At 65.4% G+C, this 21,229-nt stretch carries 13 protein-coding genes and 1 pseudogene; 4 read left to right on the top strand and 10 right to left on the bottom strand.

Annotated features, from left to right (window positions below; genetic code table 11):
* Positions 1-859: 859 nt before the first annotated feature.
* Together B0293_RS28760 and B0293_RS43575 are read right to left on the bottom strand one after the other, a co-directional pair.
* Complete coding sequence (locus B0293_RS28760) at positions 860-1,663, bottom strand: class I SAM-dependent methyltransferase (protein WP_245192068.1); 804 nt, start codon at positions 1,661-1,663, stop codon at positions 860-862.
* 1,022 nt (positions 1,664-2,685) lie between these two features.
* Positions 2,686-2,856: a hypothetical protein gene (locus tag B0293_RS43575; RefSeq protein ID WP_005164826.1), complete on the bottom strand. Its 171-nt coding sequence runs from the start codon at positions 2,854-2,856 to the stop codon at positions 2,686-2,688.
* 603 nt (positions 2,857-3,459) lie between these two features.
* Between B0293_RS43575 and B0293_RS28765 the strand changes: the two are divergent.
* Positions 3,460-4,511 (top strand): annotated as a pseudogene (locus tag B0293_RS28765) (LLM class flavin-dependent oxidoreductase).
* 322 nt (positions 4,512-4,833) lie between these two features.
* Here B0293_RS28765 and B0293_RS28770 read toward each other — a convergent pair.
* The 4 genes from B0293_RS28770 to B0293_RS28785 form a co-directional block, all read right to left on the bottom strand.
* Positions 4,834-6,141 carry a lytic transglycosylase domain-containing protein gene (locus tag B0293_RS28770; protein ID WP_052014560.1) on the bottom strand — a complete coding sequence of 436 codons (1,308 nt, stop codon included), beginning with the start codon at positions 6,139-6,141 and terminating at the stop codon, positions 4,834-4,836.
* A 112-nt stretch (positions 6,142-6,253) separates the two neighbouring features.
* Complete coding sequence (locus tag B0293_RS28775; RefSeq protein WP_143254661.1) at positions 6,254-9,880, bottom strand: SpaA isopeptide-forming pilin-related protein; 3,627 nt, start codon at positions 9,878-9,880, stop codon at positions 6,254-6,256.
* A gap of 390 nt (positions 9,881-10,270) precedes the next feature.
* Complete coding sequence (locus B0293_RS28780; RefSeq protein WP_005164822.1) at positions 10,271-10,996, bottom strand: hypothetical protein; 726 nt, start codon at positions 10,994-10,996, stop codon at positions 10,271-10,273.
* A 28-nt stretch (positions 10,997-11,024) separates the two neighbouring features.
* Entirely contained in the window at positions 11,025-12,191 is a 1,167-nt protein-coding gene (locus tag B0293_RS28785; protein ID WP_143254662.1) for a right-handed parallel beta-helix repeat-containing protein, read from the bottom strand.
* A 372-nt stretch (positions 12,192-12,563) separates the two neighbouring features.
* Here B0293_RS28785 and B0293_RS28790 point away from each other — a divergent pair, with 372 nt between their 5' ends.
* Positions 12,564-13,619 carry a Dyp-type peroxidase gene (locus B0293_RS28790; RefSeq protein WP_077241413.1) on the top strand — a complete coding sequence of 352 codons (1,056 nt, stop codon included), beginning with the start codon at positions 12,564-12,566 and terminating at the stop codon, positions 13,617-13,619.
* 30 nt (positions 13,620-13,649) lie between these two features.
* Here B0293_RS28790 and B0293_RS28795 read toward each other — a convergent pair whose 3' ends face one another.
* The 4 genes from B0293_RS28795 to fni form a co-directional block, all read right to left on the bottom strand.
* Positions 13,650-14,771: a phosphomevalonate kinase gene (locus tag B0293_RS28795; protein WP_005164816.1), complete on the bottom strand. Its 1,122-nt coding sequence runs from the start codon at positions 14,769-14,771 to the stop codon at positions 13,650-13,652.
* Positions 14,768-15,739, bottom strand: coding sequence for a diphosphomevalonate decarboxylase (gene mvaD, locus B0293_RS28800; RefSeq protein ID WP_005164814.1), 972 nt, complete (start codon positions 15,737-15,739; stop codon positions 14,768-14,770). The genes B0293_RS28795 and mvaD overlap by 4 nt, the downstream gene beginning before the upstream one ends.
* 7 nt (positions 15,740-15,746) lie before the next feature.
* Positions 15,747-16,751: a mevalonate kinase gene (mvk, locus tag B0293_RS28805; protein WP_209437340.1), complete on the bottom strand. Its 1,005-nt coding sequence runs from the start codon at positions 16,749-16,751 to the stop codon at positions 15,747-15,749.
* A gap of 387 nt (positions 16,752-17,138) precedes the next feature.
* Positions 17,139-18,221, bottom strand: a complete 1,083-nt coding sequence (fni, locus tag B0293_RS28810; protein ID WP_005164810.1) for a type 2 isopentenyl-diphosphate Delta-isomerase — start codon at positions 18,219-18,221, stop codon at positions 17,139-17,141.
* Between the two features lie 897 nt (positions 18,222-19,118).
* Here fni and B0293_RS28815 point away from each other — a divergent pair.
* Together B0293_RS28815 and B0293_RS28820 are read left to right on the top strand one after the other, a co-directional pair.
* Complete coding sequence (locus B0293_RS28815; RefSeq protein ID WP_005164808.1) at positions 19,119-19,997, top strand: methyltransferase domain-containing protein; 879 nt, start codon at positions 19,119-19,121, stop codon at positions 19,995-19,997.
* A gap of 215 nt (positions 19,998-20,212) precedes the next feature.
* The gene (locus tag B0293_RS28820) at positions 20,213-21,211 is read left to right on the top strand and encodes a terpene synthase family protein (RefSeq protein WP_157376435.1); all 999 of its coding nucleotides are present in this window, start codon (positions 20,213-20,215) and stop codon (positions 21,209-21,211) included.
* Positions 21,212-21,229 lie beyond the last annotated feature (18 nt).

A 21,229-nucleotide genomic window follows, 5' to 3' on the forward strand; every position in this document is an offset into this window, starting at 1 on the left:
GTAGCCGAACGCGTCCCTCAGCTCAGACCCCGGCTCAGCAGAGACGGCTACCTCCTTGTTCTGCGCCGTAACAGCTTCGACTCCGCCCAGGCTGATCCGAGCGTCAGCATCGCAACACACGTGTTCTCTCCTTCTGTTCCGCGCCTTCCAGCGAAAACGAACCATGCCTATCGCGACGCTTTTCAGTGTGAGCATGGTAAATTCCTGGCGAGCCCCTCCTCACCGGGCCTGATTGACCCGTTTGATCGCTGGTCTTGCGACCGAGAACTTCACGCACTAGTGCAGCAGTCTCGTCGTCGAAGTCGACATCCAGGGCGGCAGCGAGTTCGGCCAGCTTGTCCGCGGTGTTCTTCACTGCGCTGAGGTCGCCTGCCCGGTACTCCACACGCAGCAGGTCGCGGTACAGCAGTTCGCTGCCTGGTTCGGCGACGAGCCCGCGGAGGACGGTTCGGCGGGCACCGGGGAGATCGCCGGCTTTCTGGCAGGTGTCGGCCAGTGTGGGCCACGTCGACGATGGCGTCGATCATCTTGCGCTGGAACCCTGAGCTCCAGGCATACCGGCCATTAGTGATATTGCCGAAGAGCATGCCCGTGACCAGGGCGAGGGCTGCTTCCAGTTGGTGCCGGCGGTTGGCAAGATCCTGGTCGAGGCCGGGCGAACGAGCTGTTGAAAGCGTTGCCACTCGCTGCTCATCGAGCCGGTAGCCACCGCCGTCGGCCTCGACGTTGGGCAAGCAGAGGCCGACGTTCTGGTCACGGCCGAGCCAGGTCCGCAGGCGTGAGATGTACCCCTGCCGGGTTCAGCAAGGGATCACAAAGGCCGATCTTTCGCTGGACACGGCCTCGCCTGCCGATGCCGTCAAGAGGTTGAGCGGCCCCAGGCGCACACGAAGGCCATTGTGAAGTCGCGGTAGTCGGGGTCGTTGAGCCGGTCGAGGGCGTGTCGCAGCGTCATGTGGTCGGTGAGGCCGGCGTCGACCATGTCGGCACCCAGGTGAGCGAGGGTGACTCGCCAGAACTCGTTGATGGCGCCGCCGCCGCTGGTGACGGCCAACGCTCCGGAGACGTCGACCTCGACCAGGCCTGCGGTGCGCAACGCGGCAGGCATGTTCCGCGCCCATTGGAAATCGCTGCCCAGAGCGTCGGCCATGAGGTGCTCGAACGCGGTCAGCGCGGCACCGACCGCAGGATCCAGCAACATTCCCGTGGGAAGCAGGATCGGTTCTTCGACGACCAGCCATCCGCCCGGCGCCAGCCACCCGGCGACCCGGGACAGCACCGCATCACGATCGGGCAAATGCGTGAACAAAGCCCGGCTGTGGATGAGACCGAATGACCCCGGCCGGAACTCGGGCCCGTCGACCACGTCGTGCCGGACGACCGTGAGGTTCGGCTCGTGCACCCGTCGGAGATGGTGGATGTCGGTGTCCGTGGCCAGCACCGACCCGTGCAAACACTGAGTGGCCGGCCATCTCGCGATGGAACCGCGGCCGGCACCCAGTTCGAGGCAGTCGCACCGCCGGGGCAGCCGGAGCCGACTCAGGATGCCGATCGTGAGCGGATCGCAGAGCGCTTCCAACGCCCACAAGCGCCGCTCGTCCGCACTAAGAGGCCCGATCGGACAGGATGTCGGCTGAGCGGCCGGGGCGGCAACGATGTCCATGACGTCCTCTCGCAAAGGGACTGACCCGGCCACGCCATCTCGGCCGGGAACCAATCTGAAGTGGTGCCGCCGCCCGTCCGCGACGGTATCTCACGCTGATGTCGAGGTCAGGCTTTTAATTCCCCCACAAAAAAAGGCTGTAAAACGCGCGATCTTCACGAGTCACTTATTTGTCGCAGCCAAACACCTCGACCCACCGAAGCCGATCTTGGCAGCATGCGACGAAAGACTGACCGGTGTTCTGAGATCGTACACTTTCTTCGCCGAAGACACGGGCAAGAATAAGACAGAGCCTCGGGCTGGTGTCGACAGCCCGGCTGAGTTCCTGAAGCAACCGCAGCGACTAGGCGGGTTCAGCAGCAGCCGTGAAAGTCCGCTTCTTGACGCTGCCTGCACGAACGCCGCCCGAAGCTGAGTCCCACCCGCTACCCGATGCTCGGAAAAACTGTCGGGCGTTCAGGCCGGTGAACCACGATCGCCGGCCTCTGCTTTCCCGGTCTCACGAGAACTTTGTTGCTTCGACGACACTCGCGGACAAATGGCGTCGCCAAGGAAAGCCGTCAGGAGCACGGCAGTTCGAGGTCGACGTGCGGCCCTGCCGGAACTCCACGACCGCCATCATGTCTGTTTCACTGATCCTGGTGCCGAGGTTCCCGGCTGCCTTCTACAGAAGATCGAGCATTCCGCAGGCGGCGCATTCCGCACTGCCTCGACACCTTGCCGCTCGCCGCGCGCCGCGTGCCGCGTGCCGCGTGCCGCGTGCCGAATACTGTCCAGCCCGACTCTTCAAAGGCACCGTACTCCTGACTGGCTACGACGACGCCAGCTCATCCCCACACCATCGAGCGGCGACGTTGAGATGAACCAGCGCCGGAAGGTCTTCGACACCTTCACCCTCGCGCTCTGATCGAACGGCGAGAACCCGCTCTGTTCACAACTCATCGCGACCAGGTGCGAGAAGTCACCGCCTCACCGCCTTGCGAAAGAGGTGAGCTATCCGGACGGAGTCTGCCCGGACCGGCTCACCGCTTCTGCTGGTCGACAGCGTCCGTCAGCCGGCTGATCGCCTTGGAGATGGCCAAGTTGGAGTAAACCATGGCATCGTCTGGCTTGTTGTGGTCTACCGCGCGAATGGCGGCCTCCTCGCATTCCTCGGGAGTTTCGGGTGTGACCTTGAGCGTGGAGTTCTTCATGACATTTCCTCACTTTCCAGCGTCGACATTCATCATCTCAAACCACTCGCGCGCATGCGACGTGGAATCCACGATCTATTCAGGGTGAATGACATCGGACTCCTTCGCGATGTTCTCGTGAGGCCCTGATTCGTCGGCGGCCCCTCTCCCTGATTGCCTTTCGTCTGCCGAGCCACCTATGTGGTATTCCCCAGCGGGTGGCGAACAACACTGGACAAGACCGGATTGAGCCGACTCGACGAGAAGACCACACGCGTGGGTGTCATGCCGGGAAGCGACCCACCAGGTGTGACGATGAAATTCGGCAAGTGGGTGACACGGTGACCCTCGTATACCGGGCTGCCGGTTCGCCTCGCCCGATCTCAGATCTTCTGAGCACGGACTCACCGCGCTCGCGCATCCGGCGTACCACCGCGCCGCCCCTTGGACGCCCGGTGTTCGACCGGCCAGGACTCGATGATGGTGAGTACTGCATACGTGCGAGATGCTTGCGGGGGGTTCCCGGCGTCGGGGGCTCGCCGTTCAGTTTCGTCAGGTCGCCGTCAAAACTGGATCGCTCCTGAGTCTTCGGGTGCTCGTTCCAGCCGCCTCGGTAGGGGTGTCATGCGGCTCGGGCTGAATCTGGGTTACTGGGGAGCAGGTTACGGTGTCGAGTACCTCGACCTGGCGATGGTCGCCGACGATCTCGGGTTCTCTTCGGTCTGGGTCTCCGAGGTCTTCAGCTCGGACGCGGTCAGCGTCCTGTCCTGGATCGCGGCCCGCACCCGCCGAGTGGACGTGGGGACCGCGGTGATGCAGGCACCGGCACGGGCGCCGGTGCTGACGGCGATGTCCGCGGCGACGCTGGACAGGTTGTCCTCAGGGCGCTTCCGTTGGGGCTCGGTGTGTCCGGCCCGCAGGTCTCCGAGGGGTGGTACGGCGTCGGCTTCGATCAGCCACTGGCACGGACCAGAGAGTATGTGGCGGTCGTCCGGGCGACGCTGGATCATGCCCCGTCCATCCACGCCGGTCCGCACTATCGGCTGCCGCTGCCCGGCGGTGCGGGCGTGCCGTTCGTGCTAGGCGTGCCCTCGACGCGGGAATGCATCCCGGTGTACCTAGCCGCGATCGGACCCCGAAGCCTGGAGTTGGCCGGGGAGATCGCCGACGGCTGGCTGGGGTTGTTCACGTCCCCGGAGTTCGTCAGCAAGCAGGTCGATCGCGTCCTGGAGGGTCGCGCGCGAGTCAGCCGGACGCTCGAGGGATTCGACGTCGCGGCCACCACGCCGCTGGTCGCCGGCGATGATGTCCGGGCGTGCGTGGACGCGGTGCCCCCGTTCGCCGCGCTCTACCTTGACGGCATGGGCAACCGGAGGGTGAACTTCTACGGCAGGCTGGCCGCCGAGATGGGGTTCGGCGCCGAGGCTGCGCGGGTGCAGGAGCGCGTCCTGGCCGGCCGCCACGACGAGGCGATGGCACTGGTGCCGTCGGAGTTCGTCGACGCGACTTCCCTGCTGGGACCGCGCGACCGGATCGCGGAGCGCATGCAGGCCTTCGCCGAGGCGGGGGTGACCACGCTGAACCTCGCGGTGATGAAGACCGATCAGGGCGTGGCACGGTGTGCTCGCGCGATGCGGACCGCCGTGGAGGCGTTCGAGTCCGCCGGGCTGGCGTGACTACCGGCAGACTCGCTGCCGGGCTGGTCATCCCTCGCCCAGCCGGACCGAGGTGAGGCCGGTGACCCGGCGACGACCCTGCTGCCGACGGCGACGCTCTCGTCGCGATCACGGCGTACGCTGTGTAGGTCGATCCCTCCGGTCACCCGCGCCAGGTCGACGTCCCTGGCCGGTCCGTAAAGTTCGATCCTGCGCACATGCCGCGGTACGCGGATGGTGCCGTCCGCGGCGTCGATGACGAACCGCAGCGGCTGGCCGCCCTGACGACCGCACAGCGGCGATCGAACTGAGCAGCCAGCCGCCGTTCCAGCGGCCGTGCGTCCTAATCCTCTGTCTTCGGCCCATCGCCAAGCGGCTGGTGCGCCGGTGATTCAACGGCTTCGTTCGGGTCCGCGCCCGAGGTTTGAGCGGTAGCACGGCACGACGGAATCGTCTCCGGTTTCACTGGTTTCAACCCGTGATGGCGAAGAACCATGGCCGTGGCACGTTTGAGCGCCCTTTTGGGGGACCCGGGGAGTTTGGCGGCCATCTCGCAGATCGCCGCGTGGATGGTGTCCCCGATGTCCAGAGAAAGCGGCTTGCCGGCGGCAGGCGTGGGTGAGACCGTCGGCGCGGGCGGGACCGCCGTCGTGGGTGCCACCGGCCGTGTCGCGGATGGCGAAGCAGGTCCGGCTTGAGGCGGCGCGGAGGCAACCGCTGGCGGCGACGCGGGCTTCGCGACGGGGCGCGGCGGATCGACGACGGTCACCGAGGCAGGCGGCAGATCCTGGGTTCGATCGGGCTCGGAAACTGTGCCGACGGGGTTCGACGGCAGTTCCGCGGCAACGCCGTGTTCGTAGTCGCGGGCCAGTGACAGCACGGTCGTGACGTAGGACTGGGAGTGGTTGTAGCGGAACACCGCGGCGCGGGCTCCCGCGTCGGTGCGCAGGTCTCCGCTGCCCGAGCACAGGTAACCGGCCGCGGCCAAGGCGGCGTCGTGGATGTTGTTCGGGTCGGCCGCGCCGTCGCCGTTACCGTCGGCACCTGCGGACCGCCAGGTGGAGGGAATGAACTGCATGGGGCCCACGGCGCGCTCGAACACGGGGTCGCCGGTCCACTTGCCACCGTCGGTGGCCCGGATCAGCGCGACGCCGGGCCTGCCGTCCAGGGGGATGCCCCGGATGGGCGGGCTGGGATAGCCGTCGGCCCCCAGTGTCGCCCCGCCGAACCGGCCGTGATTGGACTCGACCCGGCCGATGCCCGCCAGCATCGACCACGGCAGGCCACAGGATGGATCACGCCGGGCCAGTACCGAGGCGGCGTTGGTGTAGGCGGCCAGTGCGGTGGTGGGGATGCCCGTCGCCGACACGGCCGAGGGCGCGGACGACCCTGCCTGGTATGCCGCGACCAGCTGGATCCGCGGTGCGATGGGTTCGGGCATCCCGGGAACCGGCGGTGGCGTGGCGACCTCGGGTTTCGGAGCGAGCGGCGCTCGGTCCGCGCGCGCCGGGAGGCGGGGAACGACACTGTCTTCGACCTGGGTGGGTGAGCCTGAAGCGACGGTACCGGCAACGAGCAACGCGGCCATCACGCCGGCCCCCGCCGTTCGCCGCCCGTACTTGCCGGCGGTATGCGACCGCGTGCTTGTCATCGACGATCTCTCCGTTTCGGTAGGAAGCCTTTGCCGTTGAAGCTTTTTGACCGTGCAGGGAGTCGAGGGTGTTCTCCCCGCCCCCGAAAGCGGGGAGAACACCCTCGACTGATCAGCTACGCCGCCGTCGGCGCCGGGCCGCGATCAGCATCAGCGCACCTCCGCCGAGGAGCCACAGGCACACTCCGGCGAGGCTGTAGACCGACATGGACAGCCCGGTGTTGGCCAGCGGCGGGGTGGGCGGAGCCGGCGGCGTCACCGGAGGTTTCGGCGGCGTCGGCGGCGTCGGCGGTTTCTTCTGATTCACCCGGATCACTTCCAAGGCCTGGCCGGCATTGACGCCGGTCAGCGAGTGCGGGCCGCTGATCGCCTCAGCGGGCAGGAGGTAGCCGTCCGGCGCGGCGGTCTCCTGGAGGTAGTAGGACCCCAGCCGCAGACCCGGGTAGTCGCAGACGCCCTCGGCGTTCGTCGTGCACGGGTCACCGATCTTGGTGTCGGGGGTCGCGCCGTCAGGCTGGAGACCCGGCTTGTCGTTGGTCTCTCGCCAGAGCTGGAATATCGCGCCGGCCAACGGCTTGCCGTCCCCGTCGCTCTTCTTCAGGAGGCGGATCTCGCCACCCTTCGGCTTGTTGACGACGGTGACGCCGACGCCCTGGGCGAAGTTGTCCTTGGTCAGCTCGAGCGGTCCGAAGATCGCCGGGTCCGGTAGGACGTATCCCTCGGGTGTCTTGGTCTCCTGCCAGTAGTAGACGCCCAGCGAAACGGTCTCGGTGCAGATACCGCTTGCCGGTGTCGTGCACGGGTCACCGATCTTGGTATCCGCGTCCGGACCGTCGATCTTGAGCCCGCCGCCATCACCGTTGGTCTTCTTCCACAACTGGAACACCGCACCGGCCAACGGCTTGCCGTCACTGTCGTGCTTCAGCACCCTGACCGTTCCGGTGGCAGGCGTGTTGACCGCTGTCACCCGTGCACCCTGGGTGTAGTTGTCCTTGGTCAGGGTCAGCGGTCCGAAGATCGCCGGATCCGGCAGCAGGTATCCGTCCGGTGCTTTGGTCTCCTGCCAGAAGTACTCGCCGAGTGGTTGGTGCGAGGTGCAGACACCGTCCGCGGGCGTGGTGCACGGGTCACCGATCTTGGTGTCCGGGTTCGGACCGTCGATCTTGAGCCCGCCACCGTCACCGTTGGTCTTCTTCCACAACTGGAACACCGCGCCAGCCAACGGTTTGCCGTCCTTGTCCTGCTTCAGGACACTGACGTCGCCTGCCATCATCTGGTTGACGGCGGTCGCTTTGACCCCGTCGGCGTGGTTGGCGGCGGTCAGGTCGAGTGGCCCGAAGACCGCCGGGTCCGGCAGCAGATATCCGTCCGGTGCCGCGGTCTCCTGCCAGTAGTACGTGCCGAGCGGGACGGTCGCGCCGCACATACCGTCCGGACCTGTCGTGCAGGCCGAGCCGACCTTCGTGTCGGGTGTCGTGCCGTCGGACTGGAGGCCTGGGGTGTCGTTGGTCTCTCGCCACAGCTGGAACACCGCGCCGGGCAGAGGTTTGCCGTCTTGGTCCTGCTTCAGCACGCTGACCTTGCCTTCAGGCTGATTGAACCCGAAGTCGTAGGTGTGGTTGTTCTCCCCGGGGCCGCCCGTCGTGACGGTTTTCTCGGGGAATTGGCCCCCAGCGGGCACTACGCCGTCACTGTCGATGAACCGGTTCGGGCCGGCGTCGTTCTTGGTGACGTTCCACTGGTAAAGGGGACCGCCGGGCTGGTAGTCCTCCGGCTTGTCCACCTTGATCGTGTACTGGGTCCGTGGCAGGAGGCCGCCGGGAACGTTGGTGTTGTCGAAGTAGTACTCGCCGCGGCTGGTCGTCACGGTGGTGCTGACGAGCTTGCCTGTCGCGTCGTAGAGCCGCACCGTCGCCCCGGGCACCGGTGGCTCACCGGGATCCTGGATGCCGTCCTTGTCGATGTCGTACCAGACCCGGTTGCCGATCTGCAGCGGCGCCTCGTCGCACAGCACCTCCAGGTCGGCCATCGAGGCGCCCTTGCCGAAGCTGGCGCTCACCTCGTTGCCCGACCGGGCCTCCGGGGGACGGGTGCCGTCCCGGTTGGTCCAGGCCGTGCCGCCGGTGAACGTGGTGCCGATCGGGTCGATGGCCGAACTGGCGATCGTGGTCTCGACCTTGGACAGTGCGATACCGGCGAACAGAGCGTTGAAGTGGAAACCCGTGCGCTGCTGGTTGTAGAAGCCGGCCCCGCGAGTGGTCTTTCCACACCCCATGTTCTCCGCCATCACGAACATGCCGGTCGAGTCGGGGCACGCCCGGCTCAGCGCGCCACCCGCGGACGGAGTGAGCAGGCCGCCACCCGCGACCGCGCGCTGGCCCTGCCCGATCTGGTCGCCGTAGCGGTCACGGAAGCCCAGGATCAGCGAACCGTCGGTGTCCACCACGATGTCGGCGAGCATGGGTTCCGGGTTGGAGGAGTAGGTGTTGCCGCAGGTCACGTTTCCCTGCTTCAGCGGAATCGTGTCCGACCACGGGAACCAGGCGTCGCCCTTGCACGGGGCCACGGTGTAGGTGACGGGCCGGGGGTAGTCCAGCTTCTGGTCCATCACGACCGCGCCGAAGGTCTCCGCGGCAGGGTCGAAGGTGCGCACGACCGCCCGCAGGTCCGACTGCTGCTGGCTCGACTCGGCCGAACACACGCCGCCGACGTAGACGACGCCGTCCTGGACGCCGAGACCGTAAGGCCGCCAATCGCCTGCGGCCGCGCACGGGGTGTCCGGACCCGGGATGGCGTAACTGGCCTTCGGCGCGCTCGCGGTCGGCTGAGTCGCGTCGTACCGATACAGCTTGCGGTCGGCCAGATTGACCACGTACAGGTCTTTGCCGTCCTCGCTGACCTCGACGTCACCGAGAGACTCCTTGGCTACGTGGGGCGCGAACGCGAGGTCCATGTCCGTGGCGAAGTCGTGCGGCGAGCCACCGGCGCCGGGGACCGTGGTGAACAGCGACGTGGCGTTGGTTTTCGTGTCGGTGCGATAGATCGCGCCGGCGCCGGACGGCCCGTAGGCCGATCCCCGGTGCGCGGTGGCGCCACTGAAGATCCACTTCTTCTGTTTGCTGTACCCGATCCCGTACAGGGCACCGGTTTCGGCGTGCGTGGAAAGGTTGGTCGTCTGGTTGTTCACCCCGCGCGCGTTGTACGGGAAGGACACCAGTGTCCGTGACGACGACGGCTCGGGGGTCACGTCGTTGCGGATGCAGGCGGTGACCAGCGTCGCGTTCTTCTGGCAGTAGTCGCCCGGGTTCCAGAACGCCGTGGTGTAGGAGACGTTCTTGCCGCCCGAGAGGTCCACGAACTCCTCGGTGCTGCTCAGGTTGCCCGGCGCGTCGTCCAGACCAGGACGGTCGGCGAACGCCGAGAAGAACACGTCCGGTTTCGGGTTGATCACCTGGACGCGGTACTTTCCGCCTGCCAGCGGGCTGCCGGCGGGTGACAGGGTGACCGTGCCGTCCGCGGCGGTCGTCCCCGAGATCGTGGCGCCCGCGTCGTCGGTCAGGTTGACCGTGATCCCTGACATTCCGGGCTCGAGCACGGGGGTGTACTTGCCGGAGTCGTCCACGGCCCGGACCACCCGCACCGTCACGGTGCCGTCGCCGTCCGCCCTCGGGGCCGCCTGGGCGGCGGTGACTCCGCCGACCAGACCGGGCGAGGCGGCCGACGCTAGGGACAGAGTCACGATCGCCAGCCGCTGAAGCCACGAGAGCTTGCGCGGTTTTCTGCGCGATCCCGTGATTCGCGACGCAGGAACAGAGTGGGTCATCGCATCACATCCGATGTCGGGTCAGAGGTCTGACTTCGGCAAAGACAAAGCCGGCGCATCCGCAGGCTTCGACAGCTGCCTGGACGTATGCCACGCGTAGCGAGCATGCCCCGAACCAAGATCAACACGCCAACCGAAACGGCGCCTGAATTGACAAACCCACCCTATCGAGTCAGCTCGAACACCATTTCGAAAGAACCTTTCCACCCGAACTGAGGCGAATTATTTTCGGATCAGGAAACAGAAGATTTTTCATACCCGGAACCGCGAAAAGACTCCATATCCAGAACCGGCACCAGGTCGACGTCACCTGGACTGCCAGGGATTCGCCGGGACCTGCCCCGCCCGCCCACCGGGAAAGTCGATCACCAGCGCACCGTCGAGGTCCGCCAGCTGTCTGGTGACCCGGCGCAGTCCGCCGGTTTCGTCAATCCAATAGGTGAGCGGGGATTGTCCGGAATCGTTCGCCGAACTCGGCCGAGGGCCGGCGAACACCCCGTAGGACTTGCCGTCGATCACTTCGGCCCGCAGCCACCGCGGCCCCTGCTCGGCAAGGACCTGCGCGTTGTCCGGTCGGTCCTGTCCCATGAGCATGGACAGCCGCAGACCGGCGTCCAACGGGTCGGTCGTGTACGAACGCGGCGACCAATCCGTCGGCCGCATGGAGCCCGCGGCGACGAGCGGATCCGCCTGCCTGCCGGGAGCCACCGCCAGCCCCCGGTCGTCCCACGCCACCAGGCCCACCGACGAACCAGCGAACTCGTAGGAGCCGACGGCATGATGCTGGCGGTAGTCCACGACACCCTCGACCACGACGGTGTTCCCCGCCATCGGGGCTTCCACTCGCACACGCACGGGGCTGTTCTGGAACGTGGTGTACCGTGCCATCGCCAGCCGCGCGGCCTCGTCGAGAGTGACCGGCCGCGGCGCCGGTTCCGCCCTCGATGTCAGCACCCACACGCCGCCTCCCACGGCAGCGACGACCACCAGCGCACCGGCCAGCCACCGGACTCCTCGGGACCGCCAGTTCATGCGCAGCTCATTCCTGTCGGCGCGGCTGTCACGGCGCGGCGGGCAACGGATAGGTGCCAGGATCCACCGGCCCGGGCAGCCCCACCGCCGCCCGCCACGGGGCATCGGGACCACCAGGCAAGCGCGGCTGCGCAGGCGGCTGCGGCAGGCCACGGAAATCGGCACCCGGTGGCGCGGTGACCGCGGCCGGCGTCGTGCCGGGCGAACCACCGAGCCGGTTCTCCTTGCCCGCGGCGGTGAGGACCAGATCCGTACCGTTGCCGGTCACCACGCTGTCGGTGACAGTGTTGCCGTCGGCGGCGTAGCCCTGGACGTCGCTGACGATGATCCCCGCCGCCGCGTTGTCCTTGACCAGGTTGCGGGCGACGGTGTTCGCGCTACCCCCGCCGATCCCGATACCGATCCCGAACCCGCCGTCGGCCTGCGCCGGACTGTGCGGATCGTTGTTGCCGACGACGGTGTTGCCCGCCAGCACCGCGCCGTGCTGCGGAGCCAGGGACTCGAAGTCGTTCGAGTTGACGGTCACCCCGACCCGGTTCCGCACCGCGCGATTGCCGAGGAACCACAGATTCTCGGACGCGTTGGTGACCTCGATGCCCACCGCGTTGTGCTCGACCAGGTTGTCGCGCACGACGGTGTTGCAGGGACGGCACTGGCCGACGTAGATCCCCGAGTCGGCTTGGCCGGAGGCATAGGAGTTCTCGATGACCCCGTCGCGGGCGTCAAAAGAGTAAATCCCGTACAGCGCGTTGTTGTAGGCCGTTACGAAGGAAGCGCGAAACCCCTGCAGCGGCGGAAACCGCTGGGAGTCGAGCGGGTCGTAGTGGGAGCCGCCGCCACCGGGTCCCTGCAGCTTCTGGTCGGTCACGCCGGTGAACAGCACCCCGTTGGCCAGGAACCTCCGCACCGTCAGGTTCTCCACCACCGACTGCGCTCCGGTGACGGTGATTCCGTTGACCTTCGTGAAGTCCCCGTCCACGACGACCGTGTTGCGATCGACCCCGCGCAGGACCACCCGCGGCTTGGTCATGGTGATGCTCTCGTGGTACTCCCCCGGCCCGACCAGGACCAGGTCACCCGGCTGGGCGGCGTCCAGCCCCTGCTGGATCGTCTTGGCATCCTCCGGGACACGGATGACTCCCGGGCTCGAATGCGCCACAGGCGCGTCGCCGCCGGTGCACCCCCCGGACGACACCGCGACCAGTGCGGCGAGAACAATCGCCGCCGGACGTCGACATCGTCGACCGCACCTGAACATGCCGCCCCAAGACTTCCCGTCGGTCACATCACGAATTCGAACAAAGGCACCCGAAAGGAGCCGATGTACGGCTGTCAACTCCCAAATCGGCCCACGGCGGTTCCGGGTTGAGGTGAAGCGGGACAGAACACCCGAATGGGTATGGCCGGTCGACCGATGCGGCAGGCGCTCCCCTGCAGGATAATGTTCGATCGGCGCGATTCCCCCGGTCCGATTTCAGGAAATTCCTTCATGTCAGATGCTTCACCAGGTAGGGCGACCACCGGACGCCGGGCTTTTCTGCTCGGCGCGACAGGGTCCGTCGCGGGAATGGGCTTGAGCGCCTGCACCTCGGCGGAGTCGCGTACTCCGCAACCCACGCCGCCTTCTTTCCGGGGCGCACATCAGGCCGGCATCATCGAACCGGCTCCACGCAGCCTCCTATTCGTGGCGCTCGACCTGGTCGACGGGACAGACCGGCAGGCCCTCGACCACGTACTCGCGGACTGGTCGCGCGCCATCGAGCCCACGACGCGGGGCAAGCCGAACGCACCGGAACTAGCCGGTCTGGACACCACCGGGCTGACCGTGACGATCGGCGTAGGGCCGGGCCTGCCCAGCCGGATCGGCCTGACCGCGCCCCCGGAACTCGTGCCGATCCCCGCCCTGCCGGGTGACCGGCTGCAGCCCGCCTTCTGCGGCGGCGACCTCGCTGTCCAGATCTGCTCGAACGACCCTCTGGTGTCACTGCAGACCGCGCAGGTCCTGGCCCGGCTGAGCCAGGGCCTGCTGACCACCCGATGGCGGCTGCCCGGATTCACCCAGCCCGGCCCCGCGACACCGCGCAACGCCTTCGGCTTCAAAGACGGAACAGGGAATCCGCGCACCGCCGCCGACATCGACAACGCCGTGTGGATAACCGAAGGCCCCTGGCGGCACGGCACCTTCCTGGTCCTGCGCCGGATCCCGATGGACGTCCAGGGGTTCGCCGCGTTGCCGACATCACGCCAGGAAGCCGTGATCGGGAGCAGGCGGGACACCGGCGCCCCCCTGACCGGGCACACCGAATTCGACGAGATCGACCTGTTCGGCAAGCACCCCGACGGCACCTACGTCCTACCGGTCGACGCACACAGCCGACGCGCGCACGCGCGGTTCGACGGCGGCCGCCAGATGCTGCGACGCGGTTTCACCTACACGTCCGGGAACGACGAAACCGGACTGCTGTTCCTCGCCTTCATGAAAGACCCCGCACTGTTCACCAGAGTCCAGACAAGGCTCGCCGAACAAGACGCCCTCAACGACTTCATCAAGCACACCGGATCAGCGGTGTTCCTGATGCTGCCAGGCACCGGCGACAACACCGTCCTGCGCCTGCCCGGCTGAGCGGAGCCTCCGAGCTGGCTGCCGCATCGGTCATCGCGGCTCCCGGGCCACGAGCGGCACGCGCATCGGAACGGGCCACACGTTCGCCGAGGTCCACTTTTCGCGTAACCGCGCGATATTCGGAAGCGCGTCGGCCTTCACAAGCGCGATGCCGCAATCACCACCTCCCGCACCTGAGGGCTTGCCCGCGCCGCCGACGGACTCGGCGGCGTCGCACAAGGCCGTCAACCGTGGCGTGAAAATGCCAAGGCCGAGTTGGCGGTCCAACCGGGCCAGCAGATTCCGGGCGCAGCGGATCTGCCGCAGGAGTTCACGATCCTCACCCAGGACGAGAGCGCGCATCAACGCGCGGACGCACTCGGCGGTGTCTGCCAGGAATCCTTTGTAGGCCTGGTGATCCGCCCAGCCCCGTTGGGTTTTGAGTGCCGAGACCAGCGACGTGGTGCTCGCCGGTTCACCGGTCCAGCCCACCTCCAGCGCCAGCGTTTCGGGTGGCGGCAGACGCCGCAGTCCGAAACCCGGCCATGGCGCGCGCAGGGCTTCCTCGATCCCTCGTCGTCGCGCCAGGTCGAGCACCGCGACCCGATCCGGCGCATAGTAGGCCAGCCAGCCACCCCAGATGCCGGCAGCGAGGTCAGCACCGGACGGACCGGTGTCGATTCGCGCTGTCGCGAGCAGGGCCAGCCGGAACCAGTCGCTGTCGGACAGGGCCAAGCCGTGATGGTCAGCCACGGCCGCGATGGTCGCCACCGTCACCGCGCCGCTGGAACCGAGCCCGAGTTTCGTTCCTGCCTCGTGCAGGCCGCTGCTGATCGATACCCGGATCGGAAGGGCGGATACACCACGCGCACCCAGCAACTCGTCCATCACGTCGATCGCGGACACCACATATGCCAGTTCCCGGCGAGCGCGTCGCTCGTCGTCCGGGGTGCACCCCGCCAGCCCCCCGCCCTGTCGCCGCAGCCGAACGTCGTCCAGGATCAGATCCGAGGCAAGGGTGACGTCATCGGATGAGGATCCGGACACAGCGACGCTCACCTGCCGGTCGACGCCGACCACGACCGCTGGATAACCCGGTTCGACCACGGCGTACTCACCGGCGATGAACAGCTTGCCCGGCGCCTGCCGGACTGTCGTCCGTGCGGAGTTCATCGTTCCTCCTCGATTCGCAAGGTCACGCCAGGGCCTCGCCGCGCGATGACCGTCGAGCAGCAGGGCACCGTCTCACGCATTCTCAAGGCCACTTGGTCGGCATCGCCGGGACGGCACAGCACCTTGACGTTCGGCCCCGCGTCCATCGTCGCGTAGGCGGGTACGTTCTCGCTTCGCAGCACCGCGACGCTGTCGAGCACGCCGAGCGTCGGTGCAGTCAGGTAGCGCACCGCCGGACGGGCAGCCAGCATGGTGGCGTGCATGCCCAGCGCGTTACGCTCGGCGATCTCGCCGACCACGGCGAGGTCGTTTCGTGCCAGCGCTTCCGTCATCTCGGCCAGGTCCGCGCGGCTGGACTCGATCCACGATCGGTACAGCGGTGAGGTCTCGACGGTGCGCCGCATGGCCGCCCGGCTGGAGATCCTCTTCGGCGCACCGTCGACCAGCGCGATCACCACCGCGGGATCGAACTCGACGTCGACTCGCTCGGCGTAGGAGCTGTGATCGTCTTCACCGGCGTGCCAAAGCGCGAAACCCCCGAAAATCGATCGTGCCGCCGACCCTGACCCACGCCGGGCAAGGCGCGACAGGTCAGCGGCGTCGAGTTCCAAGCCGTAGGCGGCCACGGCGGCGCGGGCCAGCGCGGCGAAGCCGCTCGCCGACGACGCCAGTCCCGCGCCCGTCGGGCCTGCGTTGCGCGTGCTCACCACCGCCGATTCGGAGCGCCCGGCATGTTTTCGCACCAGGTCCAGGAACGCGGCCACACGCCGTGACGCGGCTCCCCGGGCGGGAGTGCCGCCGAACGTCACCCGGTCGGCCTCTGCCGCGGAGTCCAGGCAGACGGTCGTGGTAGTCGGAAAAACGTCCAGGGTGATCGAGAGGCTGTCCGCCCACGGGATGGCTTGATGCTCGTCGCGTTTGCCCCAGTACTTGATCAGCGCGATATTCGGATACGCGACCGCCGTCACTCCAGGGTCAGCCACCATCGTCCACACACCTTCGCAGCGGCGCGCTCCAGGTACGCACAGCACCTGCCTCCTCCAAGCGCCTCGCGATCATCCCCGCCGTCTCCAGCCCACGGGCCAGCGCGATCGCGCACCCTCCCAGACCACCACCGGTGATCTTCGCTCCGAGACTTCCGGCATCGAGGGCGACGTCGACCAGCCTGTCGATGAGGTCCGTGCTCAGTCCCATACCGCGCAGAAGCTCATGGGCCGCCGTCAGGCTCGAACCGAAGTCTCGCGCTCTCCCCTCTGTCAATTCCTTCACGGCAGCGTATGTCAGGTCTGCGGAGCGGCCCATGAAGTCCATTCGGGACTCCGGTGCGCGCTCGAACCTTTGGCGTAGCAGTTCGACGGCGTCCTTGGTCTTTCCCGCGACTCCGCTGTCGGCAACGACCACCACACCGTCGAATCCAACGGACAATCGCTCGGCGACACGGTCGGAAAACAGGATCGGAACCGGAGAGCCCACCGCGGCGGCGTCCACTCCGCTCGCGTTCCCGTGCGCCACGTTCTCCGCGATCTGCACCAGATCGAATATCGCCCTGTCATCCAGTTGCCTGCCGAAAAGTTCGCCCAACGCGAGAACGACCGCCCTCGCGTGCGCCGCACTGGAGCCGAGCCCCCGGCCGAAGGGGATCTCACAGTCGACGCACACGTCCACCCAAGCGGTTTCCCGGACACCGGCAATCTTCCTGAAGGCGGAGATCAGCCGGTGAAGGCCGTCCGTCCCCAGCGTCAGCACCGATGTGTCCACAACCGCTGTCGTCAAGAGAGAAATCTCATCCTGCCGAGCGAGGGAACCCGACCATGCCGCGCTTGCCTCGACCGGCAGAGCCGGAACAGGTATGGCTACCGCGGGGGCGCCGTACACGACCGCATGCTCCCCCAGCAGTATCACTTTGCCGCAAGCACGCCCCTCTCCGACCAGGTCGGTCTCGGCGTGTGCCCGCCAGGGCACCGGCATCGGCGCAGGCACCGAACTCACCTCCAGGCTTTGCGGAGAAAACGACTTTCGGTCAACGCGCCGACCACGACCAACCGAAGTGGTCGTTCGCGGTTCCAGTCGACACTGTCCGCGGACGCGCGGCAAGTGCATATGGTGGGCACCCCGTTGAATCTGAGGTCGCGTTGAAAGCCGCTCTCGCCATCACCCGGTTCACCATGACGGTGATTTCAACAGGCAAGGGTCCGGCATTTTCATCAGCCAAGCTGCCCATCGATTTGAATAAGCCGGAGAGTCCGAACGAATCTCGTCACCGCCGCCGACCGTTCCCCTCGATCAGGTGATAAACCTTGCTCCGGTCACCGTAGGAATTTGCTACGGGCCGGTCAAGGCGGTTCGCCGGCCAACGTATGCACGTCCCTACTCATCCACCGTTGGCGAGACGACCCCCGAAGTGCTGCGAGTGGCCAAGCGACGAGTATCGACACCACGATCGACACAAAATGCCCGCAAGTCACCTTGGATCATGACATCGCAACGGGTCAAGGTTTCAATGTCGCGCGCGCCGAGCGCGGTCATGAGTGCGGTGATTTGGTCCAGCCAGACTGTTATTTGGGTGATCAAGGCCGGAGCTCCGCCATCGAGCACAGTGGCGAGGAAGCGCCCAGACACGCCAACAGCTGCTGCACCGAGAGCCAGCGCTTTGACGACGTCGAGGGGGTGCCGCACGCCGCCAGAGGCCAGCACGGTCACACCAAGCCCTTGTACGTCCAGCAGGCACGCTGGCGTGGACTGGCCCCAGGTGTCGAGGAAATCGTAATCGGCTTGAGAACGTCGATGATTCTCTACGCGAGCGAAATTCGTGCCCCCTCGGCCACCGACATCCATTACCCTCACTCCCATCTTCTGGAGGGCCGACACAGTGTCACTGCTAAGACCGAAGCCCACTTCCTTCACGATGACGGGAATGTCGACCCCATGCACGATTTCTTCAATGTTCTTGCTCCAGGATCCAAATGATCGATCCCCCTCTGGCATGACTGTTTCCTGGATAGCGTTAAGGTGAATTTGGAGGGCATCGGCGCGCAGGAGATCGATGACGCGGCGGGCCTGCACGGGCGAGGTCGTCGCGTTGATGTTGGCCATGACGAATCCGTCGGGGTTTTCATTGCGCATCACGCTGAAGGTGTCGGCGGTCGATTCGTCCTTGAGATAGGCGCTCATCGAGCCGGTGGCAATAGGCACACCGGTCTGACGGGCGGCGATGGCCAGGTCGCGGTTGATTGCGCCGGTGTTGACGCTGCCGCCGGTCATAGCGTTGATGTAGAGCGGAAGAGGCCACTCGATACCCGCGACGTGGGTAACCAAGGAAACCTCGGACCGCTCGATTCCTGCCAGAGCGTGATGGACGAACGACACGTCGTCGAACTGGTTGTAGGCGGCAGGCTGCCGTTGCTGTTGTGCGGCGAGCTGCACGTGATCGTCTTTGCGGTTACTGGTCATCGCGCCTCCTGTGGTCGCGGCGGTACGCGCATCGGGACGGGTAGCACCTTCGCCGTTCGCCGAGACTTACTGTTCGTGTAGTCGTGTGATTATTCAGGAACGCGATGCTGGAGCACCGCCTTTCGCGACTGGCGGCTTGCCCGTGCCACCAGTCGATTCCGCAGCATTGGACAGCACGGTCGATCACTCCGGGAAATGCTCAGCCGGAGCCGGTCGTTCAGCTTCCCTACCAGGTTCCGGGTACGACTGATCTGCCGCAAGAATTCGCTAACGTTCCTCAGGATGAGTGCGCGCATTGACGCACCGACGAACTGGGTGCTACCCAAAAGGAATTCCTGGTTGACCTAATGGTCCGACCAGCTTCGACTCTCTTTGAGCTCGGAGACCAGCGAGGTGACGCGGGCGGACTGACGTTGCCGCAAGCCCGTCCATCGCCGGTCGGCTCTTCTCAGCGCCTACGCTCCACGACTCCGGCTCCGGCACAGACAACGAACTCACCTCACAGGATCTGCATCAAGATCAACTTCCGGTCGACGATCGGAGTTCCAGTTGACACCCCCCACACCTCACAAACCCAGACCTGGCGATGATCGCTACGTTGAATAGAAGGGTTTGTTGAAACCACTCCGGGGCAACCGGGAGCGCTTCAACACGACACTACTTTCAACAAGCACATAGCCCGAAGGAGTACCCCCAACGGGAGACTAATGCTTTTATGAATTAGATGATCCACACAAGGGGATTGATTTGAATCCAACGATATCAAGCTGGAGTCGATCACGTAACGTCACCAGAAGCCGCAGATCACCCGTTTCGATCAAACACCGGATTCCCATAGAACCGCCTCGACATAAAATGTTCCGGTCCTTGCTCGGAAACTGACGTAAAGGCAGGGTCATGAATTCCAACAACAGCTCCACGGTGCGCACCGCGCTCGAAAAGCGCGCATTCGACTACTACGACAACAAACGCAACGATGCGCTCAACCTCGACCTTGGCACTACCGATGGCTACTATCATCACCACTTCGCTGTGGGAGACTTCGATCGCGCCGTCCTCGACCTGGACGGCGAGGACCGCGAACAGGCCATCAACACCGAAATGCACCGCATGGAGACACGCCAGGTCGACATCCTCATCGAGGCCCTGGGCACGGTGCCTGCTACGGCTCGCATCCTCGACGGCGGCTCCGGCCGCGGCGGTACCGCCTTACTGCTCCACAAAGCATTCGGCTGCCGTGTGGAGGGTCTCAACATCTCGACCTACCAAAACTCCTTCGCCCGCCAGCAGGCCGAAGTGCACGGCTGCGCGGACAGCGTTCAGTTCCACGACCGCAGCATGGTGTCAACTGGCTTCCCGGACGCTTCCTTCGACTATGTCGTCACCAACGAAACCACGATGTACGTCGACGTACACGAGACGTTCGCGGAATTCGCACGCATCCTTAAACCAGGCGGCCGCTACATCATGACCACCTGGTGCAACAACGACATTGTCGACCCGAACCCGCCGGAAGCGGGTGCTATCGACGAGCACTACCAGTGCCATACCCATCGCCGCACCACTTATCTGCGGGCGTTGCTTGACAAAAACCTGATTCCCTACCAGGTAGATGACCTCACTCAGCCAGCCATCCCTTATTGGGAACTAAGGTCACACTCCAAACTTGCCACAGGAATCGAAAAACCCTACCTCGACGGATATCGCAACGACCGCGTCAACTACATCCGGATCGCCTCCCGTCGTGCACTCACCTCGCCGAACACCGATCGCTGACGGAACCTGCCGCTGTTCTCGTACTTGATCAGGCAGGGACGCACATTCGCGCCTACCAAACGGCAGGGAAACCGTCAAAGAATGAATGAATTACCGCAGCAGCCGTCATCCCGGACCGAACACGCACCTTGTGCAAACTCGGCCACAAGCCGTCCATGCCGATGATCGCATCGATGCCGGCGAAGCGCCCTGCGGCACAGACCCTAGGAGCGTTCGTGAGCAGAAAAGACCCGCCCAAAGGCAACAATACGACAGCACCACAACTCGCTCCGCCCGCTGCGCCTCTTTCGGCGCGACCGGCGCCGTCTGAGATGGACGGGGTCCGAGACACGCATCTGGAGTGGCTCCACCGCCACGGGCTTCTCGAGACGACTGAATCCACCAGGCGATACAGGCAATCACAGGTAGCCGACCTCGCCGCCTACTGTGACCCGGAGAGCAAAGACCTACTGCTGTCCTACAACGTGATCGGCTGGATCTTCCTACACGACGACTGGATGGACACTTCGGCCGACCGAATGGCCGACCATGCGGTGACCGCGGAACTGATCACGATCTTGCATCGCCCTCTCCTGCCAACATATCCGCTCGCATCGGCCTTCGCTGACATCTGGGGAACGTTACAGACCGGCATGTCCGAAGCATGGCGCCAGCGCATGGCCTGGCTATGGCAGCAATACTTTTATGGCAATCTCGCCGAGGCAGTCGATCGCCGTGAACGCCGGAAACTCACCAGCAGTGAACATATACGGGTCAAAGAAGCGTCCGTCGCCATCGCAGTGATGTACGCCGTAGCCGAGCGTACCGGCGGGTTCGAGATTCCAGCCGAATTATGGCACGCGACCTTCTTGAACACACTCCGGCACCACGTCACCCGCTACATCATCTTCATGAACGACATTGAATCCTTCAAGCAAGACGAAGCAGCTGAACGTACCAATCTCATATCGCTCACAATGGCAGAAATGGGCCTGAGTTCACGCCAGTCACTGCAACATATTTCAGCACAGGCCTCCGAGCATCTCCAGAACTTCTACACCCTCGAGGCCGGGATCGATCAATTCTGCAGAGCCCTTCACCTTCCGGCCAACGTGCGCCACAGTGTAGGTGCGCATATAGCCGGATTACACAATTGGGTTCATGGGTCATCCGACTGGTATCGGATCACCTCGCGCTATTCCTTAGAGGACACTAGCGCCGACTCCCTTACATAACTTTGAACGCAAGACGAA

It is taken from the genome of Amycolatopsis azurea DSM 43854 (assembly GCF_001995215.1).
In the GTDB taxonomy this organism is placed as follows: Bacteria; Actinomycetota; Actinomycetes; order Mycobacteriales; family Pseudonocardiaceae; genus Amycolatopsis; species Amycolatopsis azurea.